At 56.0% G+C, this 25,183-nt stretch carries 19 protein-coding genes and 1 pseudogene; 18 read left to right on the top strand and 2 right to left on the bottom strand.

All coding sequences use genetic code 11. The annotated features are described in order from the left end of the window. The first annotated feature begins 3 nt into the window (after positions 1-3). The 4 genes from AC24GY_RS10615 to AC24GY_RS10600 all read left to right on the top strand — a co-directional run bounded on the left by AC24GY_RS10615 (position 4) and on the right by AC24GY_RS10600 (position 8,114). A complete protein-coding gene (locus tag AC24GY_RS10615) occupies positions 4-3,111 on the top strand; it encodes a multidrug efflux RND transporter permease subunit (RefSeq protein WP_487682679.1) in 3,108 nt (1,035 codons plus the stop codon). After that, on the top strand, positions 3,108-6,224 hold the full coding sequence (locus AC24GY_RS10610) for an efflux RND transporter permease subunit (protein WP_487682677.1): 3,117 nt from the start codon (positions 3,108-3,110) through the stop codon (positions 6,222-6,224). The genes AC24GY_RS10615 and AC24GY_RS10610 overlap by 4 nt, the downstream gene beginning before the upstream one ends. Continuing rightward, positions 6,221-7,627 (top strand): efflux transporter outer membrane subunit, encoded by a 1,407-nt coding sequence (locus AC24GY_RS10605; protein ID WP_487682675.1) that lies wholly within the window; start codon positions 6,221-6,223, stop codon positions 7,625-7,627. The genes AC24GY_RS10610 and AC24GY_RS10605 overlap by 4 nt, the downstream gene beginning before the upstream one ends. A 106-nt stretch (positions 7,628-7,733) precedes the next feature. Beyond that, entirely contained in the window at positions 7,734-8,114 is a 381-nt protein-coding gene (locus AC24GY_RS10600) for a RidA family protein (RefSeq protein ID WP_397384686.1), read from the top strand. A gap of 65 nt (positions 8,115-8,179) precedes the next feature. Here the strand turns inward: AC24GY_RS10600 and AC24GY_RS10595 are convergent, their stop codons facing one another. Beyond that, entirely contained in the window at positions 8,180-9,865 is a 1,686-nt protein-coding gene (locus AC24GY_RS10595) for a formylglycine-generating enzyme family protein (RefSeq protein ID WP_487682673.1), read from the bottom strand. Positions 9,866-10,192: 327 nt separating this feature from the next. Between AC24GY_RS10595 and AC24GY_RS10590 the strand changes: the two genes are divergently transcribed. The 4 genes from AC24GY_RS10590 (at position 10,193) to AC24GY_RS10575 (ending at position 12,772) form a co-directional block, all read left to right on the top strand. Next, positions 10,193-10,756: a WcaF family extracellular polysaccharide biosynthesis acetyltransferase gene (locus tag AC24GY_RS10590; protein WP_487682671.1), complete on the top strand. Its 564-nt coding sequence runs from the start codon at positions 10,193-10,195 to the stop codon at positions 10,754-10,756. A gap of 101 nt (positions 10,757-10,857) precedes the next feature. After that, the gene (locus tag AC24GY_RS10585) at positions 10,858-11,589 is read left to right on the top strand and encodes a class I SAM-dependent methyltransferase (protein WP_487682669.1); all 732 of its coding nucleotides are present in this window, start codon (positions 10,858-10,860) and stop codon (positions 11,587-11,589) included. Beyond that, positions 11,586-11,918 (top strand): hypothetical protein, encoded by a 333-nt coding sequence (locus AC24GY_RS10580; RefSeq protein WP_487682667.1) that lies wholly within the window; start codon positions 11,586-11,588, stop codon positions 11,916-11,918. The genes AC24GY_RS10585 and AC24GY_RS10580 overlap by 4 nt, the downstream gene beginning before the upstream one ends. Before the next feature lie 23 nt (positions 11,919-11,941). After that, positions 11,942-12,772, top strand: coding sequence for an FkbM family methyltransferase (locus AC24GY_RS10575; RefSeq protein ID WP_487682665.1), 831 nt, complete (start codon positions 11,942-11,944; stop codon positions 12,770-12,772). A gap of 65 nt (positions 12,773-12,837) precedes the next feature. Here the strand turns inward: AC24GY_RS10575 and AC24GY_RS10570 are convergent, their stop codons facing one another. After that, the gene (locus AC24GY_RS10570; RefSeq protein ID WP_487682664.1) at positions 12,838-13,557 is read right to left on the bottom strand and encodes a glycosyltransferase family 25 protein; all 720 of its coding nucleotides are present in this window, start codon (positions 13,555-13,557) and stop codon (positions 12,838-12,840) included. 84 nt (positions 13,558-13,641) lie between these two features. Here AC24GY_RS10570 and AC24GY_RS10565 point away from each other — a divergent pair, with 84 nt between their 5' ends. From AC24GY_RS10565 to AC24GY_RS10520, 10 genes and pseudogenes are all read left to right on the top strand, one after another. Beyond that, positions 13,642-14,952 carry a lipopolysaccharide biosynthesis protein gene (locus tag AC24GY_RS10565; protein ID WP_487682662.1) on the top strand — a complete coding sequence of 437 codons (1,311 nt, stop codon included), beginning with the start codon at positions 13,642-13,644 and terminating at the stop codon, positions 14,950-14,952. Positions 14,953-14,989: 37 nt separating this feature from the next. Continuing rightward, positions 14,990-16,039: pseudogene (locus tag AC24GY_RS10560) on the top strand (NAD-dependent epimerase/dehydratase family protein). A 465-nt stretch (positions 16,040-16,504) separates the two neighbouring features. Next, positions 16,505-17,455: a CgeB family protein gene (locus AC24GY_RS10555; RefSeq protein ID WP_487682660.1), complete on the top strand. Its 951-nt coding sequence runs from the start codon at positions 16,505-16,507 to the stop codon at positions 17,453-17,455. 230 nt (positions 17,456-17,685) lie between these two features. Beyond that, positions 17,686-18,366 carry an FkbM family methyltransferase gene (locus tag AC24GY_RS10550; RefSeq protein ID WP_487682658.1) on the top strand — a complete coding sequence of 227 codons (681 nt, stop codon included), beginning with the start codon at positions 17,686-17,688 and terminating at the stop codon, positions 18,364-18,366. Positions 18,367-18,886: 520 nt separating this feature from the next. Beyond that, positions 18,887-19,621 (top strand): FkbM family methyltransferase, encoded by a 735-nt coding sequence (locus AC24GY_RS10545; RefSeq protein ID WP_487682657.1) that lies wholly within the window; start codon positions 18,887-18,889, stop codon positions 19,619-19,621. Positions 19,622-19,693: 72 nt separating this feature from the next. After that, positions 19,694-20,845: a hypothetical protein gene (locus AC24GY_RS10540; protein ID WP_487682655.1), complete on the top strand. Its 1,152-nt coding sequence runs from the start codon at positions 19,694-19,696 to the stop codon at positions 20,843-20,845. Next, positions 20,842-21,792 (top strand): glycosyltransferase family 2 protein, encoded by a 951-nt coding sequence (locus AC24GY_RS10535; RefSeq protein WP_487682653.1) that lies wholly within the window; start codon positions 20,842-20,844, stop codon positions 21,790-21,792. The genes AC24GY_RS10540 and AC24GY_RS10535 overlap by 4 nt, the downstream gene beginning before the upstream one ends. Before the next feature lie 13 nt (positions 21,793-21,805). Continuing rightward, positions 21,806-23,032 (top strand): glycosyltransferase family 4 protein, encoded by a 1,227-nt coding sequence (locus tag AC24GY_RS10530; protein WP_487682651.1) that lies wholly within the window; start codon positions 21,806-21,808, stop codon positions 23,030-23,032. Then, the gene (locus AC24GY_RS10525) at positions 23,022-24,095 is read left to right on the top strand and encodes a glycosyltransferase family 4 protein (RefSeq protein WP_487682648.1); all 1,074 of its coding nucleotides are present in this window, start codon (positions 23,022-23,024) and stop codon (positions 24,093-24,095) included. Before AC24GY_RS10530 ends, AC24GY_RS10525 begins: the two co-directional genes overlap by 11 nt. A gap of 6 nt (positions 24,096-24,101) precedes the next feature. Continuing rightward, on the top strand, positions 24,102-24,992 hold the full coding sequence (locus tag AC24GY_RS10520; RefSeq protein ID WP_487682646.1) for a glycosyltransferase family 2 protein: 891 nt from the start codon (positions 24,102-24,104) through the stop codon (positions 24,990-24,992). Positions 24,993-25,183 lie beyond the last annotated feature (191 nt).

Here is a 25,183-nt window from a genome sequence, read left to right as displayed (position 1 = left end):
CGCATGAACCCCTCCCGCATCTTCATCGAGCGCCCTGTCGCCACCACCTTGCTGATGGTGGCGGTCCTGCTTGTGGGCGGGCTGGCTTACCGGCTGCTGCCGGTGGCGGCATTGCCCCAGGTTGATTATCCGACGATCCAGGTCGTCACACTTTATCCTGGCGCGGGACCCGAGGTGATGACCTCCTCCATCACCGCCCCTTTGGAGCGTCAGTTTGGGCAGATGCCCGGCCTCGCGCAGATGTATTCGATCAGCAGCGGCGGCTCTTCGGTGATCACGCTGCGGTTCACGCTCGGGCTCCGTCTGGACATAGCCGAACAAAGCGTGCAGGCGGCCATCAATGCCGCCGCAACACTGCTGCCCACGGACCTGCCCAATCCGCCGATCTATAACAAGGTCAATCCGGCCGATGCTCCCATCATCTCGCTGGCGCTGACCTCGCAGACGCTGCCGCTCATCAAGGTGCAGGACGCCGCTGACACGCGGCTCGTGCCCAAGCTGTCGCAGATTTCCGGGGTGGGCCTTGTCTCGCTCAGTGGCGGCATGCGGCCTGCGGTGCGCATTCGTGCCAATCCGGTGGCCCTCTCCTCACGTGGCCTCAGCACCGAGGATCTGCGCAATGCCATCGCCATGGGAAATGTGAACCAGCCCAAGGGTGGTTTCGACAATGCCACGCGCAGCAGCACGGTCGATGCCAACGACCAGCTGCTCTCCGTCGATGACTACCGCAATCTCGTCATCGCCTGGCGCAATGGCGCCGCTGTGCGAGTGATCGATGTTGCTGACGTGGTGGATGATGCCGAGAACATGCGCCTCGCCGCGTGGGCGGATGTGAAGCCTTCGACGACAGTGCAGCCAGCGGTCGTCGTCAATGTGCAGCGCCAGCCGGGAGCCAATGTCATCGAAGTGGCTGACCGCATCAAGACGATGCTGCCGAAGCTGAAGGAGAATCTGCCTCAGTCGGTGGATGTGCAGCTTCTCACTGATCGGACGACCACGATCCGTGCTTCCGTAGAGGATGTGCAGTACGAACTTCTGCTCTCCATCTTCCTGGTGGTCGCGGTGATCTTTGTCTTCCTGCGCAGTCTGCGTGCGACGTTGATTCCGGCGGTCGCGGTGCCTCTTTCACTCGTGGGCACCTTTGCCGTGATGTGGCTGTGCGGTTTCAGTTTGAACAACCTGACGCTCATGGCGCTGACCATCGCGACGGGCTTCGTTGTGGATGACGCGATCGTGATGATCGAAAACATCGCGCGATACATCGAGAATGGTGAAGAGCCGATGCCGGCTGCGCTGAAAGGGGCGAAGCAGATTGGTTTCACCATCATCTCGCTCACCCTGTCCTTGATCGCGGTGCTGATTCCGCTGCTATTCATGCAGGATGTGGTGGGCCGATTGTTTCGTGAATTCGCCATCACGCTGGCCATTTCCATCGTGATCTCGGCGGTCGTCTCACTCACCCTGACGCCGATGATGTGCGCCCGCCTGCTGAAGCATGGCAGGGAAGGGCCGATCGCGCAGAAAGTGTCGCGTGGTTTTGATGCCATCATCTCTCTCTATGGCCGGGTGCTGCGTGTGGTGCTTGATCACGGCGCGACGATGATGCTGGTTTTTGCCGCCACACTCGTGGCGACCGGGCTGCTGTATCAAAGCGTCTCGAAGGGCTTCTTCCCATTGCAGGACACCGGTCTTATTCAAGGCTTTGTCGAGGCACCGCAAAGCGTGTCTTTCGCCGCGCTGGGCCAGAGGCAGCAGGAGCTCTCACGTCTGGTCACGGAGGATGAGGCCGTGAAAAGTGTTTCGTCCTTCATCGGCGTGGATGGCGTGAACACCACTCCCAACACGGGACGCATGCTGATCAATCTTGTGCCGAGGCATGAGCGGAATGTGACCGCCGCGCAGGTCGTCCGACGTCTGCAGGACAAGGCCAATCGTCTGCCGGGCGTGCAGCTGTATCTGCAGCCAGTGCAGGATTTGAACATCGAGGACCGCGTAAGCAGGACCCAGTTTCAATACACGCTTCAGTCTCCCAGTATTGAATCGTTGCAGTCATGGACGCACCAGTTGGTGGACGAACTGCGGAAATCACCCCTGCTGGCGGACGTGGCCGACGACCTGCTGGACAAAGGTCTGCAGGCGCGCGTGGTGATCGACCGTGAAACGGCGAGCCGCCTCGGCGTGACTGTCGCCGCCATCGATGCGGCACTCTACAATGCCTTTGGGCAGCGGCTTGTTTCGACCATTTTCACCCAGAGCGGGCAGTATCGTGTGGTGCTGGAGCATGGTCTGGAGTTCCAGTCAGGACTCTCGGCTTTTGAACAGGTGCGCGTCCCTTCCACCGGTGGCCAGCAGGTGCTGTTGAGCACGATGGCCAAAATCATCGAGGAGCCCGCCACGCTGGCCTTTGCACATCAGGATCAATTTCCCGCCGCCACCGTCTCTTTCAATCTGGCACCCGGTGCCTCTCTGGGGGCTGCGGTGGCGGAAATCGAACGCATCAAAGACGACATCAACATGCCCGAAAGCATTGAGACTGCCTTTGCCGGCACAGCGCTCGCGTTTCAAGGCGCGCTGAGCAATCAGCTGCTGCTCATTCTTGCCGCCGTCGTCGTCATGTATCTGGTGCTCGGCATCCTCTATGAGAGTTTCATTCATCCGCTGACGATTCTTTCGACGCTGCCGTCCGCTGCAGTGGGTGCCCTGCTGGCGCTGGAACTCACGCATACCGAACTCGGCGTCATGGCCATCATTGGCATCGTGCTGCTGATCGGCATCGTGAAGAAGAACGCCATCATGATGATCGACTTTGCCATCGAGGCTGAGCGTGAGCACAACATGCCGCCGCGGGAAGCCATCTATCAGGCCTGCCTGCTGCGCTTCCGCCCGATCCTCATGACCACCCTTGCCGCCTTGCTCGGTGCGCTCCCGCTCATGATTGGCAGCGGGGAGGGCTCCGAGCTGCGCCATCCGCTGGGACTTACGATGGTGGGTGGTTTGCTTGTCAGCCAGTTGCTCACCCTCTTCACCACACCGGTCATCTATCTGATGTTTGACCGCTTTGCGCCTTCACGCCGGGAAGAAGAGGCGGCTGAAATTCCTGCCATTGCATGAATTTGACCGACACCTTCATCCACCGTCCCGTGGCGACCACGCTCGCCACGCTGGCGATCGCGTTGTCAGGTGTCCTGGCTTACACGAATCTGCCGGTTTCGCCCTTGCCGCAGGTAGACATGCCTTCGATTTCCGTCTCGGCCTCTCTGCCAGGTGCGAGTCCCGAAACCATGGCCGCCACGGTGGCCACACCGCTGGAGCGCACGCTGGGTCGTATCGCGGGGATCACGGAGATGACCTCATCCTCTTCGCAGGGCAGCACGAGCATCAGCCTGCAGTTTGACATCAGCCGCGACGTGGACAGCGCTGCTAGGGACGTGCAGGCCGCCATCAATGCGGCGCGCAGTTTGCTGCCCACAGGCATGCCTGGCAATCCGACTTACCGCAAAATGAACATGTCGGACTCGCCGATCATGATCATGGCGCTGACTTCGGACGTCGCCACCTCTGGCCAGATGTATGATGTCGGGTCCACGGTGATTGCGCAGAAGATTTCACAAATCGAAGGCGTGGGCAGTGTCAGCGTCGGCGGCAGTTCGCTGCCCGCCGTGCGCGTCAGCATGAACATGCCGGCCATGACGCGGGCGAACCTCACCATGGAAGACGTCCGCGCCGCCATCGCCGCTGCGAACGTGAACCGGCCCAAGGGGGTGGTTGAAGATGAAAATCGACGCTGGCAGGTGCTGGCAAGCGATCAAATGGACAAGGCTGACGAGTACAAAAACGTCATCGTCAGCTACGTCAATGGTGCGGCCGTACGGCTGGCGGATCTCGGTGAAGTGACGGATTCTGTGCAGGACGCCTACAACTACGGCAGCACCAATGGCAAGGTCTCCGTGTCGCTCATCGTCTTCCGTCAGGCCGGAGCGAACATTATCGAGGTGGTGGACAAGATTAAAGCCATGATGCCAAAACTCCGTGCGATGGCTCCCGCCTCGATGGATCTGGACATCACCATGGAGCGCACAGTGACCATCCGTGCCTCGATTGATGATGTGCAGTACTCGCTGCTGATAGCCACCTTGCTCGTCATCCTGGTGGTGTTCGCGTTTTTGCGCCGGGTGCGGGCCACTTTGATTCCGGGCGTGGCGGTTCCGGTGTCCCTGCTGGGCACTTTTGGTGTCATGTATCTCTGTGGCTACAGTCTGGACAATCTCTCACTGATGGCCCTCACCGTCAGCACCGGCTTTGTGGTTGATGATGCGGTCGTCGTGCTGGAAAACATCACCCGCCATGTCGAAAACGGCGTGCCCGTGATGGAGGCGGCGCGCCGGGGGACGCGTGAAGTGACTTTCACGGTCATTTCGATGAGCGTCTCACTGATCGCCGTGTTTATTCCCATCCTGCTCATGGGAGGTCTCATGGGGCTGTTGTTCAGAGAGTTCGCCGTCGTGCTCTCCGTTGCCATTGCCGTTTCGCTCGTGGTTTCACTCACCACCACGCCGATGATGTGCGCGCGTTTGTTGAGCGCAGAAAAGGAAGGCCACAAGCCCGGTTATTTTGCACGGCTGTCGGACGGCATCTTTCACTGGATTCAGTCATTCTACGCCAGCACGCTGCACATCGCCCTGCGGCATCACTGGCTCACATTGACGGCGCTCATCGGCATCGTCGCTCTGACCGCTTGGCTCTATGTGACGATCCCCAAGGGCTTTTTCCCGCAGCAGGATGCGGGCCTGCTCATTGGCGGTATCAGCGCGGATCAGAACATCTCGTTCCAAGCCATGCGCGAGAAAATCATCGAGATCGCCAAGATTGCGCAGGCAGATCCAGCGGTTGAAAAAGTGAATGCAAGCTGCGGTTCTGACTCACGCATGGGCGGGCCGAAAAACAGCGGCAGAGTCTTCATCTCTCTCAAACCGTTGAGCCAGCGTGATACGGTCGATGTCGTGCTGGCTCGTTTCCGAGCAAAGCTTTCAAAAATCGCAGGTGCCACCCTGCTGCTGATGCCTTCGCAGGATTTGCGCATTGGCGGGCGCTCCAGCCGTGCCTTGTATCAATACACGCTTCAGGCCGGGGATGTGGAGACCCTGCGCAAATGGGAGCCGCGTGTGCGTCAGGCACTCCTTGGTCTCAAGGAACTCGTGGATGTGAACAGTGATTTCGAAGACAAGGGCACCGTCACCAGGCTAGTTATTGACCGTGACGCCTGCGCTCGTGTTGGGGTGAGCATGCAGGCGGTGGACAGTGCGCTGAACAGCTCTTTCGGCCAGCGCATGGTTTCCACGATCTATGCGCCGCTGAATCAATACCGCGTGATTTTAGAGTCATCTCAAAATGACGACCCCGGAGCCTTTGATCAGGTGATGGTGCGTTCCGACTCCGGCAAGCTCGTGCCATTGAACCAGCTTTCGCGGTGGGAGTTCGCGCCTGCTGCGCTGTCCATCAGCCATCAGGGGCAGTTCGCGGCGCTGACCTTTTCGTTCAACATCCCGCCCGGAGTGGCGTTTGCAGACGCCACGGAAGCCATCACGAATGCGGTGAACAAACTGCAGATTCCCGAAGACGTTCAGCGCGTTTTTGCCGGCACGGCGGGTGCCTTCCAGGCCTCGCTGGACAGCCAGCCCGTCCTGATTCTCACCGCTCTGCTCGTCATCTATCTCGTCCTGGGCATTCTCTATGAGAGCTTCCTCCATCCGCTGACGATCCTCTCGACCCTGCCTTCCGCAGGAGCAGGGGCTTTGCTTGCCCTGTATGTCTGCGGTATGGATTTCACGGTGATGGCGATGATCGGCATCTTCCTGCTCATCGGAATCGTGAAAAAGAACGCCATCATGATGATCGACTTTGCTCTGCAAACCGAACGCGAACGAGGGCTTGATTCATTCCAGGCCATCTTTGAAGCCTGCAAGCTGCGTCTGCGCCCCATTTTGATGACCACCTGTGCCGCCTTGCTCGGTGCTTTGCCATTGGCACTCGGGACCGGCGTTGGCTCTGAGTTGCGCAGACCGCTCGGTGTTGCCGTTGTTGGCGGATTGATTGTCAGCCAGATGCTCACACTTTACACCACGCCCGTGGTCTACTTATTCCTCGATGGTCTCAGACTGCGGTTCCTGAAAAAACATCGCGCCGCTCCGGTCATGAATGCTGCTCCTGTTCCCGCTACTCTATGAATCGTCTTTTTGTCATCATTCTCCTGTTCTCCGCCGCAGGCTGCAGTTTCTCACCCAAGAAACAGGCTCCGGTGATGAATCTGCCGGCAAACTTCAAGGAGAGCCGCGGCTGGAAAGTTGCGCAGCCCGCCGATCATCTGCCGCGTGGCAACTGGTGGTCCATCTTTCATGACAGCGATCTGGACGCCATCATGAAAAGCTTGGAGGTTTCCAATCAATCGCTGCAGTCCGCCGTGGCGAAAGCGCAGCAGACCTCGGCTTTGCTCACGGCCGCCAAGCTTGCCTTCCTGCCAACGGCCTCTGCTACGAGCGACTACACCGTGAATAAGAGCGGTGCTCTAGGCGGTTCCAGCAACGCCAACTCCATCAATGCCGCCCGCAGCGGTTCAGGCGTGAAAAGTATTCAATCCGTAGGAGGATCGGCCAATTGGGAACTGGATCTCTGGGGACGTCTGCGGCATACCGCCAAGGCCACCAAGGCGGATGTCGAGGCGGTGCAGGCCGATGTGGAGTCCACCCGGCTCACCCTGCAAACTCAGGCGGCGCAGAGCTACTTTTCACTGCGTGCTGCCGATGCTCAAAGGCTCTTGCTTGAGCGCCAGGTAGCCAGCTACGCCAAGTCACTGGAACTCACGCAAAACCGCAAAGCACAGGGTGTGGCCTCCGAGGCTGATGTCGCTCTCGCAGCGACGCAGCTTGCGACCTCGCGTGCCGCTTTGATCGAAATCGGTGTGACACGGGCGACGATGGAGCATGCTCTGGCCGTGCTGACTGGCCGTGCCCCCGCCGATTTCGGCTTGAAGCCGGCCACTCTCACCTCGCACATTCCCGCATTGCCAGCCACGGCTCCATCAACGCTGCTTCAGCGCCGTCCCGATATCGCTGCGGGCGAGCGTCGCGTGGCTGCTGCCAACGAACGTATTGGTGCCGCCATCGCCGCCTTTTTCCCCACCGTCTCTTTGGGGACCGCCACTGGCTGGCGTGCCTTGGCCAACCTGTTTGCGCAGGGCAACAATTTCTGGTCGTTTGGTCCTGATGCCAGCCTGGCGATTCTTGACAGCGGCCAGCGGTTGGCCGCCAAGGCGCAGGCGGACGCCACTTGGAGGCAGGCCGTCGCGGATTACCGGCAGGCTGTGCTAACCGCCATGCAGGAATCTGAAGATGCGCTGTCCACGCTGCGCATTTTGGCCGCCGAAACTGAAGCCCAGAATGAAGCGGTGCATGCGGCCCGGGAGAGCGAACGAATCGCCACCAATCAGTATGAGGCGGGTACCCTGAGCTACATCAACGTTGCCACCGCTCAAGCCACGGCCCTGAATGCCGAGCGCAGTGCCATTGATCTCCGCTCGCGTCGTCTGAATGCGACCGTGGCCCTGATCAAAGCCTTGGGTGGCGGGTGGTGAGCATGGGTAAATTAATCACTGGAGCCAAGCGCGGCCCTGATGAGGCAATCGATGGCGAATGAATCTCGAGGCTTGAATCGCAGGTGTGGATCGTTAAGAGATTCGCATGGAACTCATCAACAACACTCCCCAGGTCCCGGCTGCGGTCGGTCCGTATTCTCAAGCAGTGAAGCATGGTGGCCTGCTGTTTTGCTCAGGTCAGATTCCCATTGATCCGGCCGCAGGGAAGATCGTGGCGACGGATGTGGAAGGTCAGACGACCCAAGTGCTGGCCAATATCCGCGCGCTGCTGGAGGCGCAGGGGCTGACGCTGAGCTCTGTCATCAAAGCGACCGTCTTTCTACAAAACATGGCCGATTTTCCCAAGGTCAATCCGCTCTATGAGGCGGCATTTGCCGGTCACAAGCCTGCGCGTTCGACCGTTGCCGTGGCAGGACTGCCTCTGGGAGCCTTGGTGGAGATCGAAGTGATCGCGGCGCTGTCTTAAGTGCCACCAGATCACCATCCTCTCCGGACCCAATCCGGCGCCTGTTGAAGTTGTGCTGATGGCACTTAAGGCGTGCCAAAATCCAGCACACAGCGGAAGCCCAGATCTGCACGGGAGGCATTCTTGAGCGCATGTGAGCGGGCGGATGTCAGCAGGGCTTCTTTGTCAAAGCTCAGCCAGCTGCCGCCGCGGATGACGCGCTCTTCCGGCGCACCGGGCCATGCATCCGCGCACCATTCAGAGACATTGCCGCCCATTTCATAGAGGCCCAGGGCGTTTCCGCGCGCGCTGTCCACAGGTGCAGTGTAGGAGTAATTGTCTGTAGTGCCGGGGATTTTGGTGGCATCCAGATTGGCAGCGAGTGCTTGCGGTTTCCAGTCATCCGGCTTGGGCGTCCAGGGGTAATGTGTTTTGTCCGCGAGATGCCTCGCGGCGGGATCGGTGCCGGTTTCATTTTTCAAACCCGCAGCCAGGCTCCACTCGGTGTCGCTCGGCAGACGGTAGGAGGCGGTGGCCGGGATGAGCTTGCTGGCGCGGTCACGCTCGGTCAGCCAGGCGCAGAAAGCCATGGCATCTTCCCAGGACACACCGGCGGCAGGATGATTCCCACCCAGCAGAAAGGAGGGTTTCTGGCTCCAGTTGCGTCCGGTATCCCGCAGCCAGGTTTCGAAATCGCGCACGCTGGTTTCCGTGACGCAGATGAGAGGGCCGCTTTTCTCCTGCAAGGGGACAAAGCGCATGCCCAGCGCATTGATGAAGGAGCTGCCATCCGCTGCTGCGGGTTTGAGACTTCCAGGGTCGGGCAGGCCGCCATCATCGCCCTTGCCCTGCATCTGCTTGCGCAGTGCTTCCACCGCAGTGGCGTCCACCTTGCGGCTGTCCGTCATGGCCTTCATGCGTTCCTCCAAAGCCTGCTTCTTCTCCGCATCGGAGGCGGCCAGGAGGCTGGCGGTACGACGTTTGTCGTCAAACACACAGCGAAAGCCGATGGTGGGGGCCCGCAGGTCTGCAGGAACGACATACTGATAGGCCGAGGTGAGGCATTCAGCACGGAAATAGGCCCAGGAGCCGCCGCGCAGGACCCCGGTCGGTTGCGCCCGGATCTCCACTGGCTGGGTCCATTCCCAGACATTCCCCGCGAGGTCAAACAGTCCCTCCCGAGTAGGAGTGAAGCTTCCTACCGGTGCGGTGAATGCATAGCCGTCGTTCGCGTAGCCGGTGATCTCACCATCGGCAAAGTTGGCGGTCTTCGCTGGCGGCGGCCAGTCCTGCCCCCAAGGATAGATTTGATCGTCCAGCAGACGGTCTTCAGCGGAGAGGCTGACCTTCTTGCGACCACGGGCCAGACCCACGGCAGAGTCCCACTCTTCCGGCGTTGGCAGGCGATAGCTCTGGGAGCTGTCGATCAGGTGCTGTTCGCGCTCAGTTTCGGTGAGCCAATTGCAGAAAGCCACGGCATCCTGCAGGTTGACGCCTACCACAGGGTGCTCTGGCGATTGCTCAAAGTGCGTCTGATAGGACCATGGATACTTTTTCTGGCGCAGAAACTCATTCCATTCGGAGAGCCGCGTCTCCCAGATGGCAAACTGCACAGTAGTGCCGGGAATGCTGGCAAAGCGCGTGCCCAGGCTGCTCACCCGAGGGGCATTTGGGCTGGCACCTTCAGGCTTGAGGCTGGTTTGTCCCTGGGCGCAAAAACACGCGGCCAAGCCGAGGACAAGGGCAGTCAGAAGGGGAGGGGGGCGGCGCATGGAAATGGATAAATGCAAAAAAGGCCGGGTTCATCCAAAAAGAACTCGGGACACCACGACAACTCATATTTTGCCGGAGAAAAATGTACGCTGCCAGCACAGCTTGGTGTCAAAGTGTTAACATACCGGAGAACTTTATTCTTTGCGCTGGGTATCAGCATGGTACAGTCACCTCCCTTTTTGAAAATGCCGATCCTACCACGGCAAACCATCCAGGCCGCCGCTTAAGCGACCTTTGGCGGCAGCTTGGCTGCGTGGTTCGTTTTTAAAGTTTTTGAGTCGTTTTGACGCTTTGTTGGCAGGGTAAGCAAGTGCTTCAAAGATCTGATGATTGATCTGTCCAAGTTTGCCAATAAGGGCTTTGATCGAGGTGCGGAGCGCTGGAAGGAGGCGGCCTGGCTTTTGACGAAGCGGATTTTTTTTCAAACTTCGGTGCCGTGGCCCTCTTCTTTGCGATCGTCCCTGCTCCGTTGGTTCGGTGCGAAAGTAGGCGCAGGCGTTGTCATCAGGGCGAATGTGAACATTTCCTTCCCATGGCGGCTGATCCTGGGTGACTACGTCTGGCTGGGAGAAGAGGTCATGATCCTGAGTCTTGCCCCGGTGAAAATCGGATCACATGTCTGCGTTTCACAACGTTCGTTCTTGTGCACAGGCTCACACGATCATCGCAGGGAAACGTTCGATTTGATCGTGCGTGGCATCACGCTGGGCGATGGTTGTTGGATCGCCGCACAATCGTTCATCGGTCCTGGAGTGGAGGTGGGCAGCGGAAGTGTGGTGAGTGCAGGAAGTGTGGTGATGAACTCAGTCCCAGAACGCATTTTGGTCAGGGGAAATCCTGGAGTGGTGATCAAAACTCTGGCCATGAACTCAGATTCTCTGCGACTTTGAAAACCTCGTGATTGAACTGCCCCATTGCGAGTACGTGACACTACCTCGCCGACGTTGCCATCGAAGTGCAACGTGTTGGCCTAAAAGCATCTGAAACCTCCATGATTCCTCATCCAATCCTGCCCCATCGCTACACCCAGCCCGAAGAGCGGCAGGACTACGTCAAAGAACTCTTCGATCAAGGAGCCGCGCATTACGATCCCATCGTAGGCTGGGGATTTTTTGGCACAGGCAATCTCTACCGTAGGACGGCGCAGAGCCGCCATGGATTGCGGCCTGGCATGCAGCACCTTGATGTCGCCTGCGGGACTGGCCTCGTCGCCGTAGCCGCCAGCCAAGTGCTCGGTGGTGATAGCACCATCACCTGCGTGGAGCCCAGTGATGGCATGCTGGCTGTGGCCAAGGGAAAGCTGCCAGGCGCGCGTTTCATCCAGAGCCGCGCGGAGAGCATGCCTGTCGAAGCCAACGCCTATGACTTCCTTACGGTGGGCTACGCACTGCGCCACTTCGCCGATCTGGAGGCCACTTTCCGTGAATTTCACCGTGTGCTCAAGCCCGGCGGCCGTGTCCTCATCATGGAAGCCACCCGTCCAGCGGGCAGGATCGGCTCCGCGCTCTTCAAGCTCTACTTCGGCATCGTGTATCCCTTCTTCGCCCGACTGCTCACCCGCAGCAAGAAAGCAGAAGAGATGATGGTGTACTTTTGGGAGACCATGGACGCCTGTGTCCGGCCTGAGGCCGTCGTATCCGCCCTCAAGGCCGCCGGTTTCCAAGACGCCCGGCGCATCGCCTGCATGGGCGTCTTCAGCGAATACGCCGGCGTCAAAGCATGATGAATCTTCTCATCACTGGCCGGGCAGGCTTCATCGGCTCAAATCTCATCCGGCAGGTCATTGGCCAGCCTGAGATCTCAAAGCTTGTCAGTCTGGACTGCCTTACCTCTGCCACTTACCTGAAGCCCGAACTCGAGGGGCATTCGCGCAGCCTCATCACTTTTGTCTCTGACCGGCCCGGCCATGATCGACGCTACGCCATGGATGCGACGAAAATCGGTTTCGAACTCGGCTGGAATCCCGACCACACCCTTGAAAAAAGGCTGCATGATACCGTGTCGTGGTATCTTCAGCATCAGGGCTGGGTGGAATCGATCACTCGTGACTAAATTCATGTGGGATCCCATCTTCAATGAACCGTCTCTTAAGTGTGCTGCGCCATCCGAAGCCGCTTCGTTTTTTGGTCGCCCAAGTATTCTGGCTCACCGGCTGGGGGCGGCGGATCACTTTTCCAATGCGTTCGTTTCGTCTCCATCTGCATCCGGCCAACCTTGCCTGGCAGCTCTGGGTGGACCGACATCAAAGGGATGCCGATTTGGACATCATCCGTTCACTTCTCAAACCGGGAGACACGATGATTGACGTCGGAGCCAACATTGGATTTACCGTCATGGAAGGGGCACGCGCCGTCGGCGAGAATGGTGTTGTTCATGCCATCGAGCCACATCCCTTCATTCATCGGTGTCTGGAGGAAAACCTCAGCCTAAACCAGTTCAGTTCACCGCAGGTTCAGCGTTATTCAGTTGCCGTTGCAGACGCCCCCAGTGAAGAGGGGGCGCAGTTCACCGATGACCGCCGTGACGACATGAATTTCATGGTTCCCAATGGTTCCGCTCAGCACTTGGGCTTGAACACTAAAAGTATCACGGTTCCAGTCACCACTCTGGATGTTTTGTTTCCAGACTTGCTTCGCTGTGATCTCTTAAAGATCGATGTCGAGGGAGTGGAACTCGCCGTGCTGCGCGGTGCCAGCAGCCTGCTCAAAAACACCCGGCAGATTTTGATTGAGGCCGGAGATCCGAACTCAGTTCGTCATGGCTTCACCTCCAATGATTTGCTGACGTATTTGGAATCAGCCGGATTTGAAGTGCGCTCCGTGGAGCAAGGGAAGGGGATGAATGCTCCCGTTCAAATTGAAGATTACCGCAATCTTGTCGGAAACTGGCTGGCCGTTCGCAGGTAGACAGTAACGCTGGCTCAGACATGGAACGTATTGATCACAGAGTGAAGGCAACGACTCTGCGCCGATCATGGCCTTGCAGGGTTCAAGGCGGGATCGTTCATCCAACTCTCGAACGCCCCTTGGGTGACCAAGGGCGGCTCAGCCCAGTAAGAATGGATGTGCAAAGCTTGGCCTGCGGCATTCAAATGCCAGTCAATGGGACGGTTGAAAGGCGGATGCGCAAACCGGCTGGACAACACACGCTCCGCGCAGCCGGGATGAATCAGATACGCCTCCGTGCAGCGGGAGCAGCCGCCCCCACCCCACAGCAGGCCGCGTTTCCAGCCGCGCCAGTAGAGACGCTTGCCGGCGCGGCGCAGCCACCAGGGTACATGCAGATCGCAGCCCAGTCCGACAAAGCACATGTCCCACTCTTTGGGCAGCTCATTCAGGCAGTCTATCAAAGCGGGCAGAAAGCCAGGACGGATCAGGACATCATCTTCCAGGATCAGATGCCATGCGTGCGGCTCAGCCAGGACTTGGCGGTACACCGCCAGATGCTTCAAGACCAGAGAGACCGAACCCGCTGCGATCACTTTTGGGTCTCCCCACTCGCCGCGTTCAAACGCACCGTCTGCCAGCACTTCCTCGCGATCATGCGCTGTCATCCAGCTGACCGGAAAGTGGTCCAGCCCATGCTCCCGCAGCACACGCTCCATATGCGCCCGGCGTTCCGTCAGGCGGGTATAATGAATGACATGCACCCGCAGGTTTTCCGGAGTGATGGCGGCAGCGGCTTGTTGCATATGAGGATGGCAGTTTTTCACACACCCTGCAGTTCCTGCAACAGCTAAGAGCTGCCAGCTTGCTCAGCTCCTCACTCTTCTCGAATGTTATCATGGCTGTCACTTCGCCACAATCGACTGCGCCTGTACCGCTGGAGCGCGATCTTTGGCGGCTTCGCATTGGTGCAGCTGTTCGTACAGGCGCTGAATGCCATCGCGGGTTTCCTGCTGGTGCGCACTTTGGAAAAGCCGGACTACGCCTGGTTCACCATCGCCAGCAGCATGAGTGCCACGCTTTCCGTCCTGGCGGATGCAGGCATTGTCAGCGCCGTCACCTCCATTGGCGGCACGATGTGGCAGGACAAAGCATCATTGAAAGGCCTGGTGCATGCCGCGCTGCGTCTGCGGATGAAACTGGCAATTCTCTCATCGGTCATCGTTGCGGGCATTTCCTTATGGCTGCTGCTGCGCAATGGTGCAGGTCTCCCCTCCTCATTGGGGCTCACCGTGCTGGTGCTCGCGCCCATCTGGCAAGTTTCCACCACTTCAATTTTCAATGTCATCAACCGTCTGCAATCGCGCACCAGGCAGCTTCAGGTGGCAGATCTCGTGCCTGCACTTGTCCGCACCTCGGTGACGGCGGCTCTGGCACTGCTGGGCGGGCTCACTCCGCTCACTGCTCTCATGGCGGTTCTTGTCGCCCATCTTACCCAATATGGAATTGTTCGCAGGCAGGTTCTTCCATTGCTGGGGGAGCTGCAGCCCACTGGCATCGCCGATCATGCGGCGCGCATTTGGGAGGTGGTGCATCAGCTGCTGCCGAACTGCATTTTCATCTGCATTCAGGGCCAGCTCGCCACTTGGCTGATCAGCGTCTTTGCCACCACGAGCGAGGTCTCGGATCTCGGAGCGCTGAACCGCCTCGCCGTCATCTTCGCCGTGCTGGCCGGTCCTCTGGGGCAGTTCGTGTTTCCTTCCTTCGCCCGTGCCTCCGACAGAAAACGGATGTGGGCCATGGCGATCTCCCTGGTGGCTGGCACGGTGGCGTTCAGCATTGTTCTTCTAGTGTTCGCCTGGTGGCAGGGGCATTGGTTCCTCTGGCTCCTCGGCGGGAAATACGCGCATCTGCAGCGGGAAATGGTGTTGGTGCTGGCGGGCATGGCCCTCAACAGTTTGGCCGGTTTTGTTTGGGGAATGAATGTATCTCGTGGCTGGATTCGTCTGGCCTGGCTCAATATTCCGCTGACCCTCGCTACTCAGGCGGTGGCAGCCTGCCTGCTGCCGCTCGACAGTGTGATAGGGTTGGCGTGGTTCGTTATCGTCGCGGCGGTGGTGCAGTGTGGCCATGCCTTAACCACATGCCTCTTTGGTCTCACTCACGACAATCGTATCCAAGCACCGTCGCCCCAGTGCTGAAAGCTGTCACTCATTCTTTCCGACCTCCATTTTCTCTATCAATCTCCTCGTCACAGGTTCCTCCGGACTCATTGGTTCCGAAGTTGTCGGGTATTTTTGTCAACTGGGCTGGCAGGTTCACGGCGTGGATAACAACATGCGCGCCGACTTCTTCGGCCCTCAAGGGGACACCCGATGGAATCAGGAGCGGCTCAAAACGGCTCATCCCACATTCCAACACCTCGAGCTCGACATCCGGGACCGCAAGGCCGTGGTGGACTGCTTTTCTTCATTAAAGCCTCACGTTGTCGTTCACACCGCCGCCCAGCCCAGCTACGATCTCGCTGCGTCGCGCCCCTTCGATGATTTTGACACGAATGCCGTCGGCACGCTGAACATGCTGGAGGCCACCCGGCAGCACGCGCCCGATGCCGTATTCAGCCACATGAGCACGAACAAGGTTTACGGGGACCTCCCAAATACGATCAAAGTCAAGGAACTTGCTAATCGATGGGACTACGACGACCTGGTATACGCAAATGGCATCACCGAGGAGTTCTCCATCGATCAGAGCAAGCACAGCCTCTTCGGCGCGTCGAAGGTGGCTGCCGATGTCATGGTGCAGTAGTACGGGCGCTACTTTGGCATGAAGACCTGCGCCCTGCACGGTGGCTGCCTCATCGGCCCGAACCACAGCGGTGTCGAGCTTCATGGCTTCCTCAGCTATTTGATCAAGTGCAACCTCGCTGGAAAAAAGTACAATGTCTTCGGCTACAAGGGCAAGCAGGTGCGGGGTAATATACACAGCCTGGATGTCGTCCGCTTCATGCATGCTTTCTTTGAAAATCCCCGCTGCGGCGAGGTGTACAACATCGGCGGAGGTCGCGACAACAGCGTCTCCATCCTTGAAGCATTTGAAAGAATCACCGCTCTTTCCGGCAAACCCATGCAGTGGGAGTATGTGGACAAGAACCGGGAAGGGGACCACATCTGCTGCATCAGCGATCTGATCAAGATGGAGGCTCACTATTCAGGATGGCGGATCACCAAGACACTGGATGATGTCTTTGAGGAGATCCATGCCGCCAGCCTGGCAATTCATCACTAACCCGGATCGCTCATCTTAGCCAAGCACACTACGTGACGTGTCTTTTGCACACTCTCAGATACTACCTGGCAAACTCCTTGAGAGAACTGCTTTATCTGGAATCCATCCGTGGACTTGCTGCTTTGACAGTGGTTTTCACTCATTTTGTCGCTGTCTTTTATCCTTCCTCCATCTTCGGCGGAAGCTATTAGCCTCATGAGACGTGGGAATGTCTTTTCCGAAATACACCGATGGGCATCTTTTTGCCGGGCACGCCGCCGTTGCTTTGTTTTTATTCTAAGCAGGTATGTTTTGAGTGTCTAGTTTTTGGCCCCATCCGCAAAAACAAAGTCTCATCCAAGGCCAATAGAGATTGTCATTGCCTGGGCATCAATCTGCCTTGCTCCGATTCCGCATACTCGCTCTGTGCCGAAATGTTCACTGCCAAAAGGATGAGCCCCAGAAGAGCAACCGTGGGTTTATAGAATGTTCCAAGTTCTGCTTCCCACGCACGAATCGCACATTCTTCCGACCATCCGCATGCTGGTTCGGGCGCTTGAGGCCGAAGGTGTGCCATGCCATTCCAGCCTGCTGCAAAAAAGACCTCTCCGTGCTCTGGCCAGGCTTGCAGTCATGCTCAAAATAAGGAGGCTTCCTTTTCAAAACAGAAAGGAACCATTCTTCGCCCAGCTCAATCACGTCTGGCCCGCCGCTTTCTTCCCGTATATGCTGAGGAACCCACTGGTCACCTACAGCTTTGATCTGTGGCCCGATTTGTGGGACGGGTGGCAGCAAGTGTTTGAATACGCCCGTCCCAAAATTGCTTTCATTTCCGCCAAAGGCCCCATGGCGGAAATGCAAAGACGGATTCCTGGAATCGATTTTCGTTGGCTTCCTGAAGCGGTCGATCCTGACTGCTTCGATCCTTCCCTGCCTTTGATCAAACGGCCCATTGATGTCTTGGAGATGGGGCGACCTTTCACTGCTTTCCACGAACGCATTCGCCTGCCTCTCGCGAGAGCCCGCATAAACCATCGATTTCCGCTTCAGGGGCTTGTCGCCCCCACCCCTCATGAAGAAGTGCTTGTGAGCTACAGCCACGCCAAAATATGCATGGTTTTTCCCCGTGCCATCTCCCATCCCGAACAGGCTAAAGGTGTCGAAACCTCGACCTTCCGCTACTTCGAATGCATGGCCTCCAAGACACTGATGTTAGGCCATTGCCCCGCTGAACTGGTGGAGATACTGGGGTATAATCCCGTTATCGAGGCCAATCTGGACAACCCTGCCGAACAAATTCTTCGTGACCTGCTCCCCCACATCTCCGACTACCAGACGTTGGTAGACCGCAATCACGCTACATTGTCCTCCACCTGGACGGTTCATCATCAGGCCAGGGCCATTCGGGGTGCACTGGACGAGTTATCCGTTCTTTAGCCAAAATTGTCTCCATTGGATCTCCAACACGACAAAAAATGATGCAATTGCTACGTCAGACCTGCAGAATACTCTTCCCATCGCTGTGGGATCGCTTGGTCCTATGGAAATCAAGCAGGACTGAGAGGGTATGGTACTCTGAACGTGCTGCAATTGTTAAAGAGTGTCCAGATAACGCACGGATATTTCGGGTGCCAAATGCGGGGAAGGTGACTAATGGAATCCAGCTCATGCACAATGGCTTGCGTGTGATCAAGGATTGTTACTATGGCCAGGGTGGCACAAGCATTCTCAGCACCAACATGGGTTGCCACGAACCCCAGGAAGAGGCTGTATTTGATAACATCATCCGGAATTTGCCATCTGGATCCACAATGGTCGAACTCGGTGCTTACTGGGGATTTTATTCCATGTGGTTTGCCAAAGATGTTAGAAATGCCCGCGTTTTTTTGGTCGAGCCAGATGCTCTTCACTTGGACATCGGGCGGAAAAATTTTGAGATCAATGGCCTGCATGGAGATTTCACACATGCCTTCATCGGAGCTGCGGATGGCATTGATCCTTCTGGCGCGGCCGTCCGGTGTGTGGATTCCTTGGCAAAGGAGAAAAATTTGACTCACATCTCCGTTCTTCATTCCGACATCCAGGGCTTCGAATTGGATATGCTTAAAGGTGCCAGCAATCTCTTGAAGGAACGTCGTGTCGATTATCTCTTCATTTCCACTCACAGCATGGATCTTCACTATGGCTGCGCCGATTTTTTAAAAGCAATCGGTTACACGGTAAATGTCTCCGTCGATCTTGATGAAACTTACAGTGTTGATGGGTTGCTTGTCGCCCATTCGCCGACTGTGTCACCTCCTGACTTCGCTCACCCCTCTCGCCGAATGGTTAAGCCTGCCTCCAGCTGATGAATTTTCTTCTCAAAAGTGTTGTAGCCTCACCGATACAGGCTGTTCTGCGCAAGATCGGATGCCAACTTTCTTTTCTCGACGGACGAGACTTGCCAAACGACTTGGGGTGAAGGGCTTCTTGATACAAAATTTGTCAACGATGCTCAGTTCAGGACACTAGACTCTGTCGTCAGTGAGTTGAAATTTCCCGAAGTCGACCTTTTGAAAATAGACATGCAAGGGGGCGGGGCATTTGATATTGAAGGGGGCTGAACAATTCAGCGCAAGAAAGTTCATGCATCTCGCATTTTATGAATTTATCACCCTGCCAACTTGACAAGGACAGCTTAGATTTGACGCCGCACTGACCGCTTTTTTTCGAAAGAGGGTTCGATCTCTACCATATGTTTAAGCTGAGCCGCGATAATAAGGGATATCTCCGACAATTGGATGCAATCTTTGTCCAATAAGGGGTAACGTTCGACTCACTCAATGACTTTTGAAGTTATCATTTGAACTCAATCAAAAACTTTCTCAAATGCTGCAAAAATTGATTCTATCGTTGCTGCGGCGGATTCTGCGCCCCTTCGGGGCTTCCGTTGTTCGACTTCCACGCCTACCTACTGTGGAAGATCTCATTTTTCAATCCTTCGCGAATGCCAAGCAGGTTCGCTTCATTCAAGTGGGGGCTCATGACGGGACGCACAATGATCCAATCAGTTGTTTCAGAAATCGATCCAACTGGCAGGGGCTTTTGCTGGAGCCGAACCCTCGTGTTTACACTCGTTTGGTGAAGACCTTGGCCGCCAACCCCAATCGCCAAGCCCTCAATGTGGCCATCTCGGAGAAAGGTGGCTCGCTGCCCTTTTATGTGGTGCGCAATCCAGAAAGCTGCAGAGGAGGTCACTTTTCCGATCAAGTCTCATCCTTTGATCGTGAACATGTGGAAAAGATGCTCATTTGGTTTGGTTATTCCCAAGCGGAGTCCACCGACTGGATTGAGGAGACCCTGGTTGAAACGGTGACGTTTGCCGAGCTGCTCGACCGTTCGCCCGAACGGAATCTGGATCTTCTGTTCATCGACGCTGAAGGTGCTGACTTTCGACTGCTCAAGACTTTTCCCTTCGATCACTGCCGCCCCGGCATGTTGGTGTTCGAATATGCGCACCTTAACGCAGAAGAACGGCATGAGTTGCTTCCCTTCCTTTCGATGCACGGCTACTCGTTTAGCGTTGTTGGGGAGGACATTGTTGCTGTTCTCTGGCCGCACTGAGCCCGTTTCATCGATGGCCTGCCTTGTAGTACTGTCGATGAGCCACAAAAGTCTCGTTCATTTTCTGGTTCGTTGAAATTTGTTTTCATTCAGTGCTTCAGTCTTGGTGACGTCGGCGGCGGACCAAATATCCTCCGTTCGGTTGCCGAAGACGCCCCTGTCCCAGTCGCCAGCATCTGCACCGGATTTGGAAAGGAGCGTGCGGCATGGACGCTGGAAGAGTCGCTGATCCCCATTCGTCCCTCTCTCGGCAGGATTGATCGGACTCGTTTCGCTTGGTTGGGTGGCTACGTGGAAAGTCTTTGGAGCAGGTGCTTTGCGCAACGGCTAGAAAGGGAGTTGGTGAGGTTGAACGCCACCGATGTTCACCTGCTGCCTCATTCTTGGGGCGACTTTGTTGCGGGTTTTCGGGTGGCTCAACGGCTGGGATTGCGGGTGCATATCAGCATCCATGATGACTTCACCTACACTGCAAAGGAGCATCCCAGACTGGCGAAGATGGAGGTGGTTTTGCGGGAGGTCTGGCTGCAGGCCGCCACCCGATTCGTGATTTCACAGGAGATGGGTTTGGAGTATTGCCGGCGCTACGGTGACCGAACCTACCTCATCCACACGGATGGATGCGCCCCAAGTTTAGGATTGAAGTTTGTTCCCCCTTCAACTGAGGTCCGGCTCTATTTCATGGGCATGTTTAACAACACATACCTTCCCAACTTCCGAGCATTGATGACCGCATTGGAAAGACATCAAACAACCATCGGCCATGGGCGCCCCGTCCGGTTCACCGTACGAACACAGGGGTTCAATCCTGAGAATCTTGTCGGCAAGGAGTTGGTGAATCTTCTGCCCTTTGCGTCCTCTGAAGTTGTGGGGAAAGAAATGGGCTTTCAGCATCTCCTTTATTTACCTCTGCCACTGGAACCAGAATGGAGCAATCTCTGCCAGTTTAGTCTTTCCACGAAGATGGTCAGCTATATGGCGTCTGGTGTTCCGATTGTTTATCATGGTCCTGAATCATCAGCTGCGGGTCGCTATTTACGTCGAAACGATGCCGCTTTTGAGCTTTCTACCAATGATCCGGATGTCATAGCACAGAAGCTTGCGGATTTCCTGGCCGACACAGGGCGGATGAGAGTGATTAGCGAAAATGCTCAGTCTGCCGTGAAGGCAGATTTTGATCGAATAACGCTTAAGAACCGGTTTTGGACCGCAGTGATTAGATGATGCAGATCGATTTCATGCCAATCCACATCTCGTTTGTTATTCCCACGTTCAATCGAGGAGTTGTGCTGGTGGAGGCCATTCGCATGTTGCTGAACCAGGATTATCGCGCACATGAAATCGTAGTTGTGGATCAGTCCACGGAAACACCGCCATCCGTTTCCAAGCAATTGAACCAGTGGAGCCTTGAGAAGCAAATTGTCTGGATCAGGCAGGAAGAACCGAATGCCTCCATGGCGCGCAACCGGGGAGCGCTGGCATCTACGGGCGATGTCGTCGTTTTTCTCGACGATGACATTGTGGTGGACTCCAGATTTGTTCGTTCGTACGCCGCAGCTTTTGCTGATGTAAAAGTGAGGGCTGTCTCAGGCATGGTGCTGGAAGGCCAGGGCGAAAAAGTCTCTGAACTCGACCCTCGTGCTTTCGATCCTGAAATCGGATGGTTGTTTTGCAAACGTAACTACAACAAGCCATTCACAGGAAGTTTTTTGATGGCTGGAAACATGGGGGTGCGGCGGGAGGATTTCATTGCAGTAGGGGGCATGGACGAATGTTTCATGCGCGGCGCTTTTCGTGAAGAATCGGATTTTGGGATGCGTTGGAAGAGGAGCGGGCGAGTCGTTTACTATTGTCCTGAAGTAAGCCTTTACCATCTGGGTGGGGCTGGAGTTGTGGATGGCGGCGCACGTCATTGGACGCGTAAGAATTTTTGGACGGGCTGGCACCACTACTTCGGTTCGTGGTATTTTCTGCTTAATCACGCTACGTGGAAGTCTTTGCCCTACCTGCTGGCGGTTGATATCCGAAGCGCCGGCTTTAACAAGCGCACCTTGCGCACTCCCTGGATGGTGCCTGTACATCTTCTTCGCTGGCTGTCAGCATTTCCTTACGCACTGTGGTGTCGTTTCGCCGGGCCACGACTGATTCAGCAGAACACTGACAAGGTTTGACTTTTGTTGTCGAATGACCTTCGAACGCAACCGGCCATTGATCGATGTAGCTTATTGTGGGGTTCACCAAGCCTTCCAACTGGCTCTGGCTGCACAAGAATCAAGCTGGCTCAGAAGGTTTGACTGTTCCATATATGATGCCCCGGGGAAGTGGGGTGGATGGGTTGGAGGGATACTTGGAGCCAAGGCAACGCTTAATCGAAGATTGAACGGCCTTGATCCGGCTCTAATATTTGAACATCCCTGGCCTTTTCTCAAAGATTGGGTGGCACGGCGTATTCACGGAAATTGTGAATCGATGGCATTGTTTGAGTCTTTCGATGGATTGACGGCGCGTTTGATCGAACATTCTCCCCCGGCGCTTTTCGTTGGCACGGAACGTTGTGATCTCCTGAGCCTTCAAGCCGCTGCCCGCAGTGGTGCTTGCACCATTCACGACTGCCCGCAATTGCATCCTACCACTCTTGCTTCACTGATGCATGAGGCTGCGGATGCCTGCGAGGTTTCTTGGAACGGATTCGCTGACGGTGAGGCGATGAAGGAGCGCAAAATGCTTGAGTACGAACTCGCTGACCGACTCTTGGTATACTCGGATTTTCATCGTCAGAGTTTCACCCAGACAGGATTCGATGAGCGACGTTTATTTCAGTGCCCACTGTGGGTGGACCATGATTTTTGGCAACCGGCATCCAATGAGTGCAGGAAGGAAAAAAAATGTACTGCATTGCGTCTACTCTTTGTGGGAGAGTGGTCTTTGCGCAAAGGTCTTCCATTTCTCTTCCGTGCGCTACAATCGTTGCCGAAAGGGGTCACCCTCACTTTGGTTGGTGTTTCGACCAACCAGTTTCCCATTCCTGACAGGGTCGGGGGCGTAAAGGTGGAAGCCTTGGGGGCCGTTGGTAAAGCACAACTTCGCACACTTTATTCCACCCATGACCTCCTCGTACTGCCATCCATAGCAGACTCTTTTGGCTTCGTGGCACTGGAAGCCATGGCTTGTGGCATGCCCGTCCTGCTGACGGAGAATTGCGGTGTGCCTGTTCCTGATCCAAAATGGCGCATTCCAGCCATGAGTTCGGAGGCTCTTACTGAACAAATCGTCGGCTACTTGGATCAGCCGCAGAAGTTGATGGAGGCTGCCAGCAAGGCATCCCCGTTTGCTGTGAACTTTACGGCAAAAAGATATCGCGATCAAATTCGCCTTCTCTACCAGGAGATGCTCGGGCACGATGGCATCTGACCATCTGCTGCATAATAAAAATATAATGTCGCAGCACTGGCTCATCTATTCTCCGGCCTTTTATCCCTTGCAAGGGGGGGTGGAAACCGTGGTGCAAATCCTAGCCACTGAGTGGTCACGTCAGGGGATTGAGGTGACGGTGTTGACTTCGACTCCGAATCCGGCAGTCGATTCGTTCCCCTTCCGCGTCATCCGCCAGCCTTGTTTTGTGGCCACCGTTGTCGCCTATCGTTCTGCCGACGTCGTCATCCTTGCCAATATCAGCCTGTGGGGGCTGCTCCCGCTGCTGTTCTGCGGTTCCAGCCGCCCGCGTTGGATTGCTACCCACCATATCTGGTACGAGAACCCTGGCCATCCGGTCAGACCTCTCGACCGTCTCAAAAAAGCTCTCGCTTGCTTTGCCGATGCCAATATCTCCGTCAGCCACGCAGTGGACCAGTTCCTTCGGCTCAACGGTCAGGTGATTCCTAATCCTTATGATCAACAATTGTTTCGACGGCTGCCTGAGATCAAGCGGAATCGAGATATGGTCTTTCTCGGGCGTCTGGTTTCGGACAAGGGTTGCGATCTCCTTCTGGATGCTTTGGCGCTCCTGCGTGATCAGGGGCTCACGCCTTCCCTCACCATCATCGGGGCAGGTCCCGAACAACCCGCTTTGGAGGATCAGGTGAAGCGGTTTCATCTGGAAAATCAAGTCTGCTTCACTGGCCTGAAATCAGGAGAAGAACTGGTGCGGGTGCTCAATCATCACCAGATCATGGTCATCCCCTCTCGCTGGAACGAGCCTTTTGGTGTCGTCGCGATCGAGGGCATCGCTTGCGGTTGCGTCGTCATAGGTTCCAATGGGGGAGGACTCCCCGAAGCCATCGGGCCATGCGGATGGACCTTTCCAAATGGTTGTGCAAATGAGTTGGCCGATGCTCTTAGGGTCGCATTCACGCAGCCAGGAAAGGTCGAAGCCTGTCTCAGCCAAGGCCCTGCTCATTTAGTGGTGCACGAGAAGCAGGTCGTCGCAGCACAATATGCCCGGGTTATCTTTGCGATTTTACGAACTGCATCCTGACTAATTGTGACACTGGGAGTACTGATCACCAATTTCCAAGCGTGGAATACCACCTTGGCCACGCTTCGTTTGGTACTGCAACATGCCGGAGGAGGACTGGCTCAAATTGTGGTGGTAGACGATGCTTCGGATGCTCCTGACCAGTGGATTGGAGATCCCTTGGTGGTGGTGCATCGTAATCAAACCAATCTCGGTTATGCTCGAAGTGTGAACGTGGGCATGCGGCTTATGAAAACGGACTTGGTTGTCATCCTTGACTGTGATGCCCAACCTCTCACGCCATTTGTGCAGGAAATACGCCAGCGCTTTCTTGCCAATTCAAAACTGGCGGCACTCGGATTTACTCAAACCGATAGTAGTGGCGATTTGCGACCTTCAGGTGAGCGAGTGCCTGGAGTGGTTGACTTCGTTCTTGGTCCCGGCTTGTTCAATCGTCTCCCCGTAAAATGGAGGGAGTTCCTCCTGCCAGACGCATCAAAATGGTGCATTCACTCTTGTTGCATGGCGGTGCGAACCGAGAGTTTCCGCGCAGTAGGCGGGTTTGATGAAAGGTTTGACTTTTTGGATGCTGACATGGATTTCAGCTGGCGCTTGCTGGAACACGGATTGGTGAATGAAATTACCACTCAAGTGCTGTGTTTCCATCCGGGTGGCGGCAGTCCGCAAACTACTGGGCAGCGAGTGCTAAGACATCATCGAAATCGCTGGCTGCTACTGCGCCAACATGGATGTATTCGATTTCCAGTATTGATGAAATCGGCTTTGTTCGTGCGCCATCTTGCTGAATTCGGTCTCCTCGCTTTTTTGTCGCTCACCCCCGCACGCCACCGATTTTTAAACAAGTTGAACACGCGTTGGACTCTTCTGAAAACCGTGGCGACAGGTTATGCTATATAATTGCATTATTGACGTTGCTTGCACTATCAATAGCTGGAGTTAAAGGTCATTCAATAGAATCACTTAATTGCCAAAAATATCCTTCGAGTTGATTCAGAATGCCTCATTTATGTCAGTGCTATCTATGTTTATTTTATGTGCATTTGTAAAAATGTATTTCGTAAACTAAACACTTCAAAAAGTAATTGGCT

This window comes from Prosthecobacter sp. Pr1 (assembly GCF_057652315.1).
Note: the sequence above shows the minus strand (reverse complement) of the source record. Positions and strands in the feature narration are given on the sequence as shown.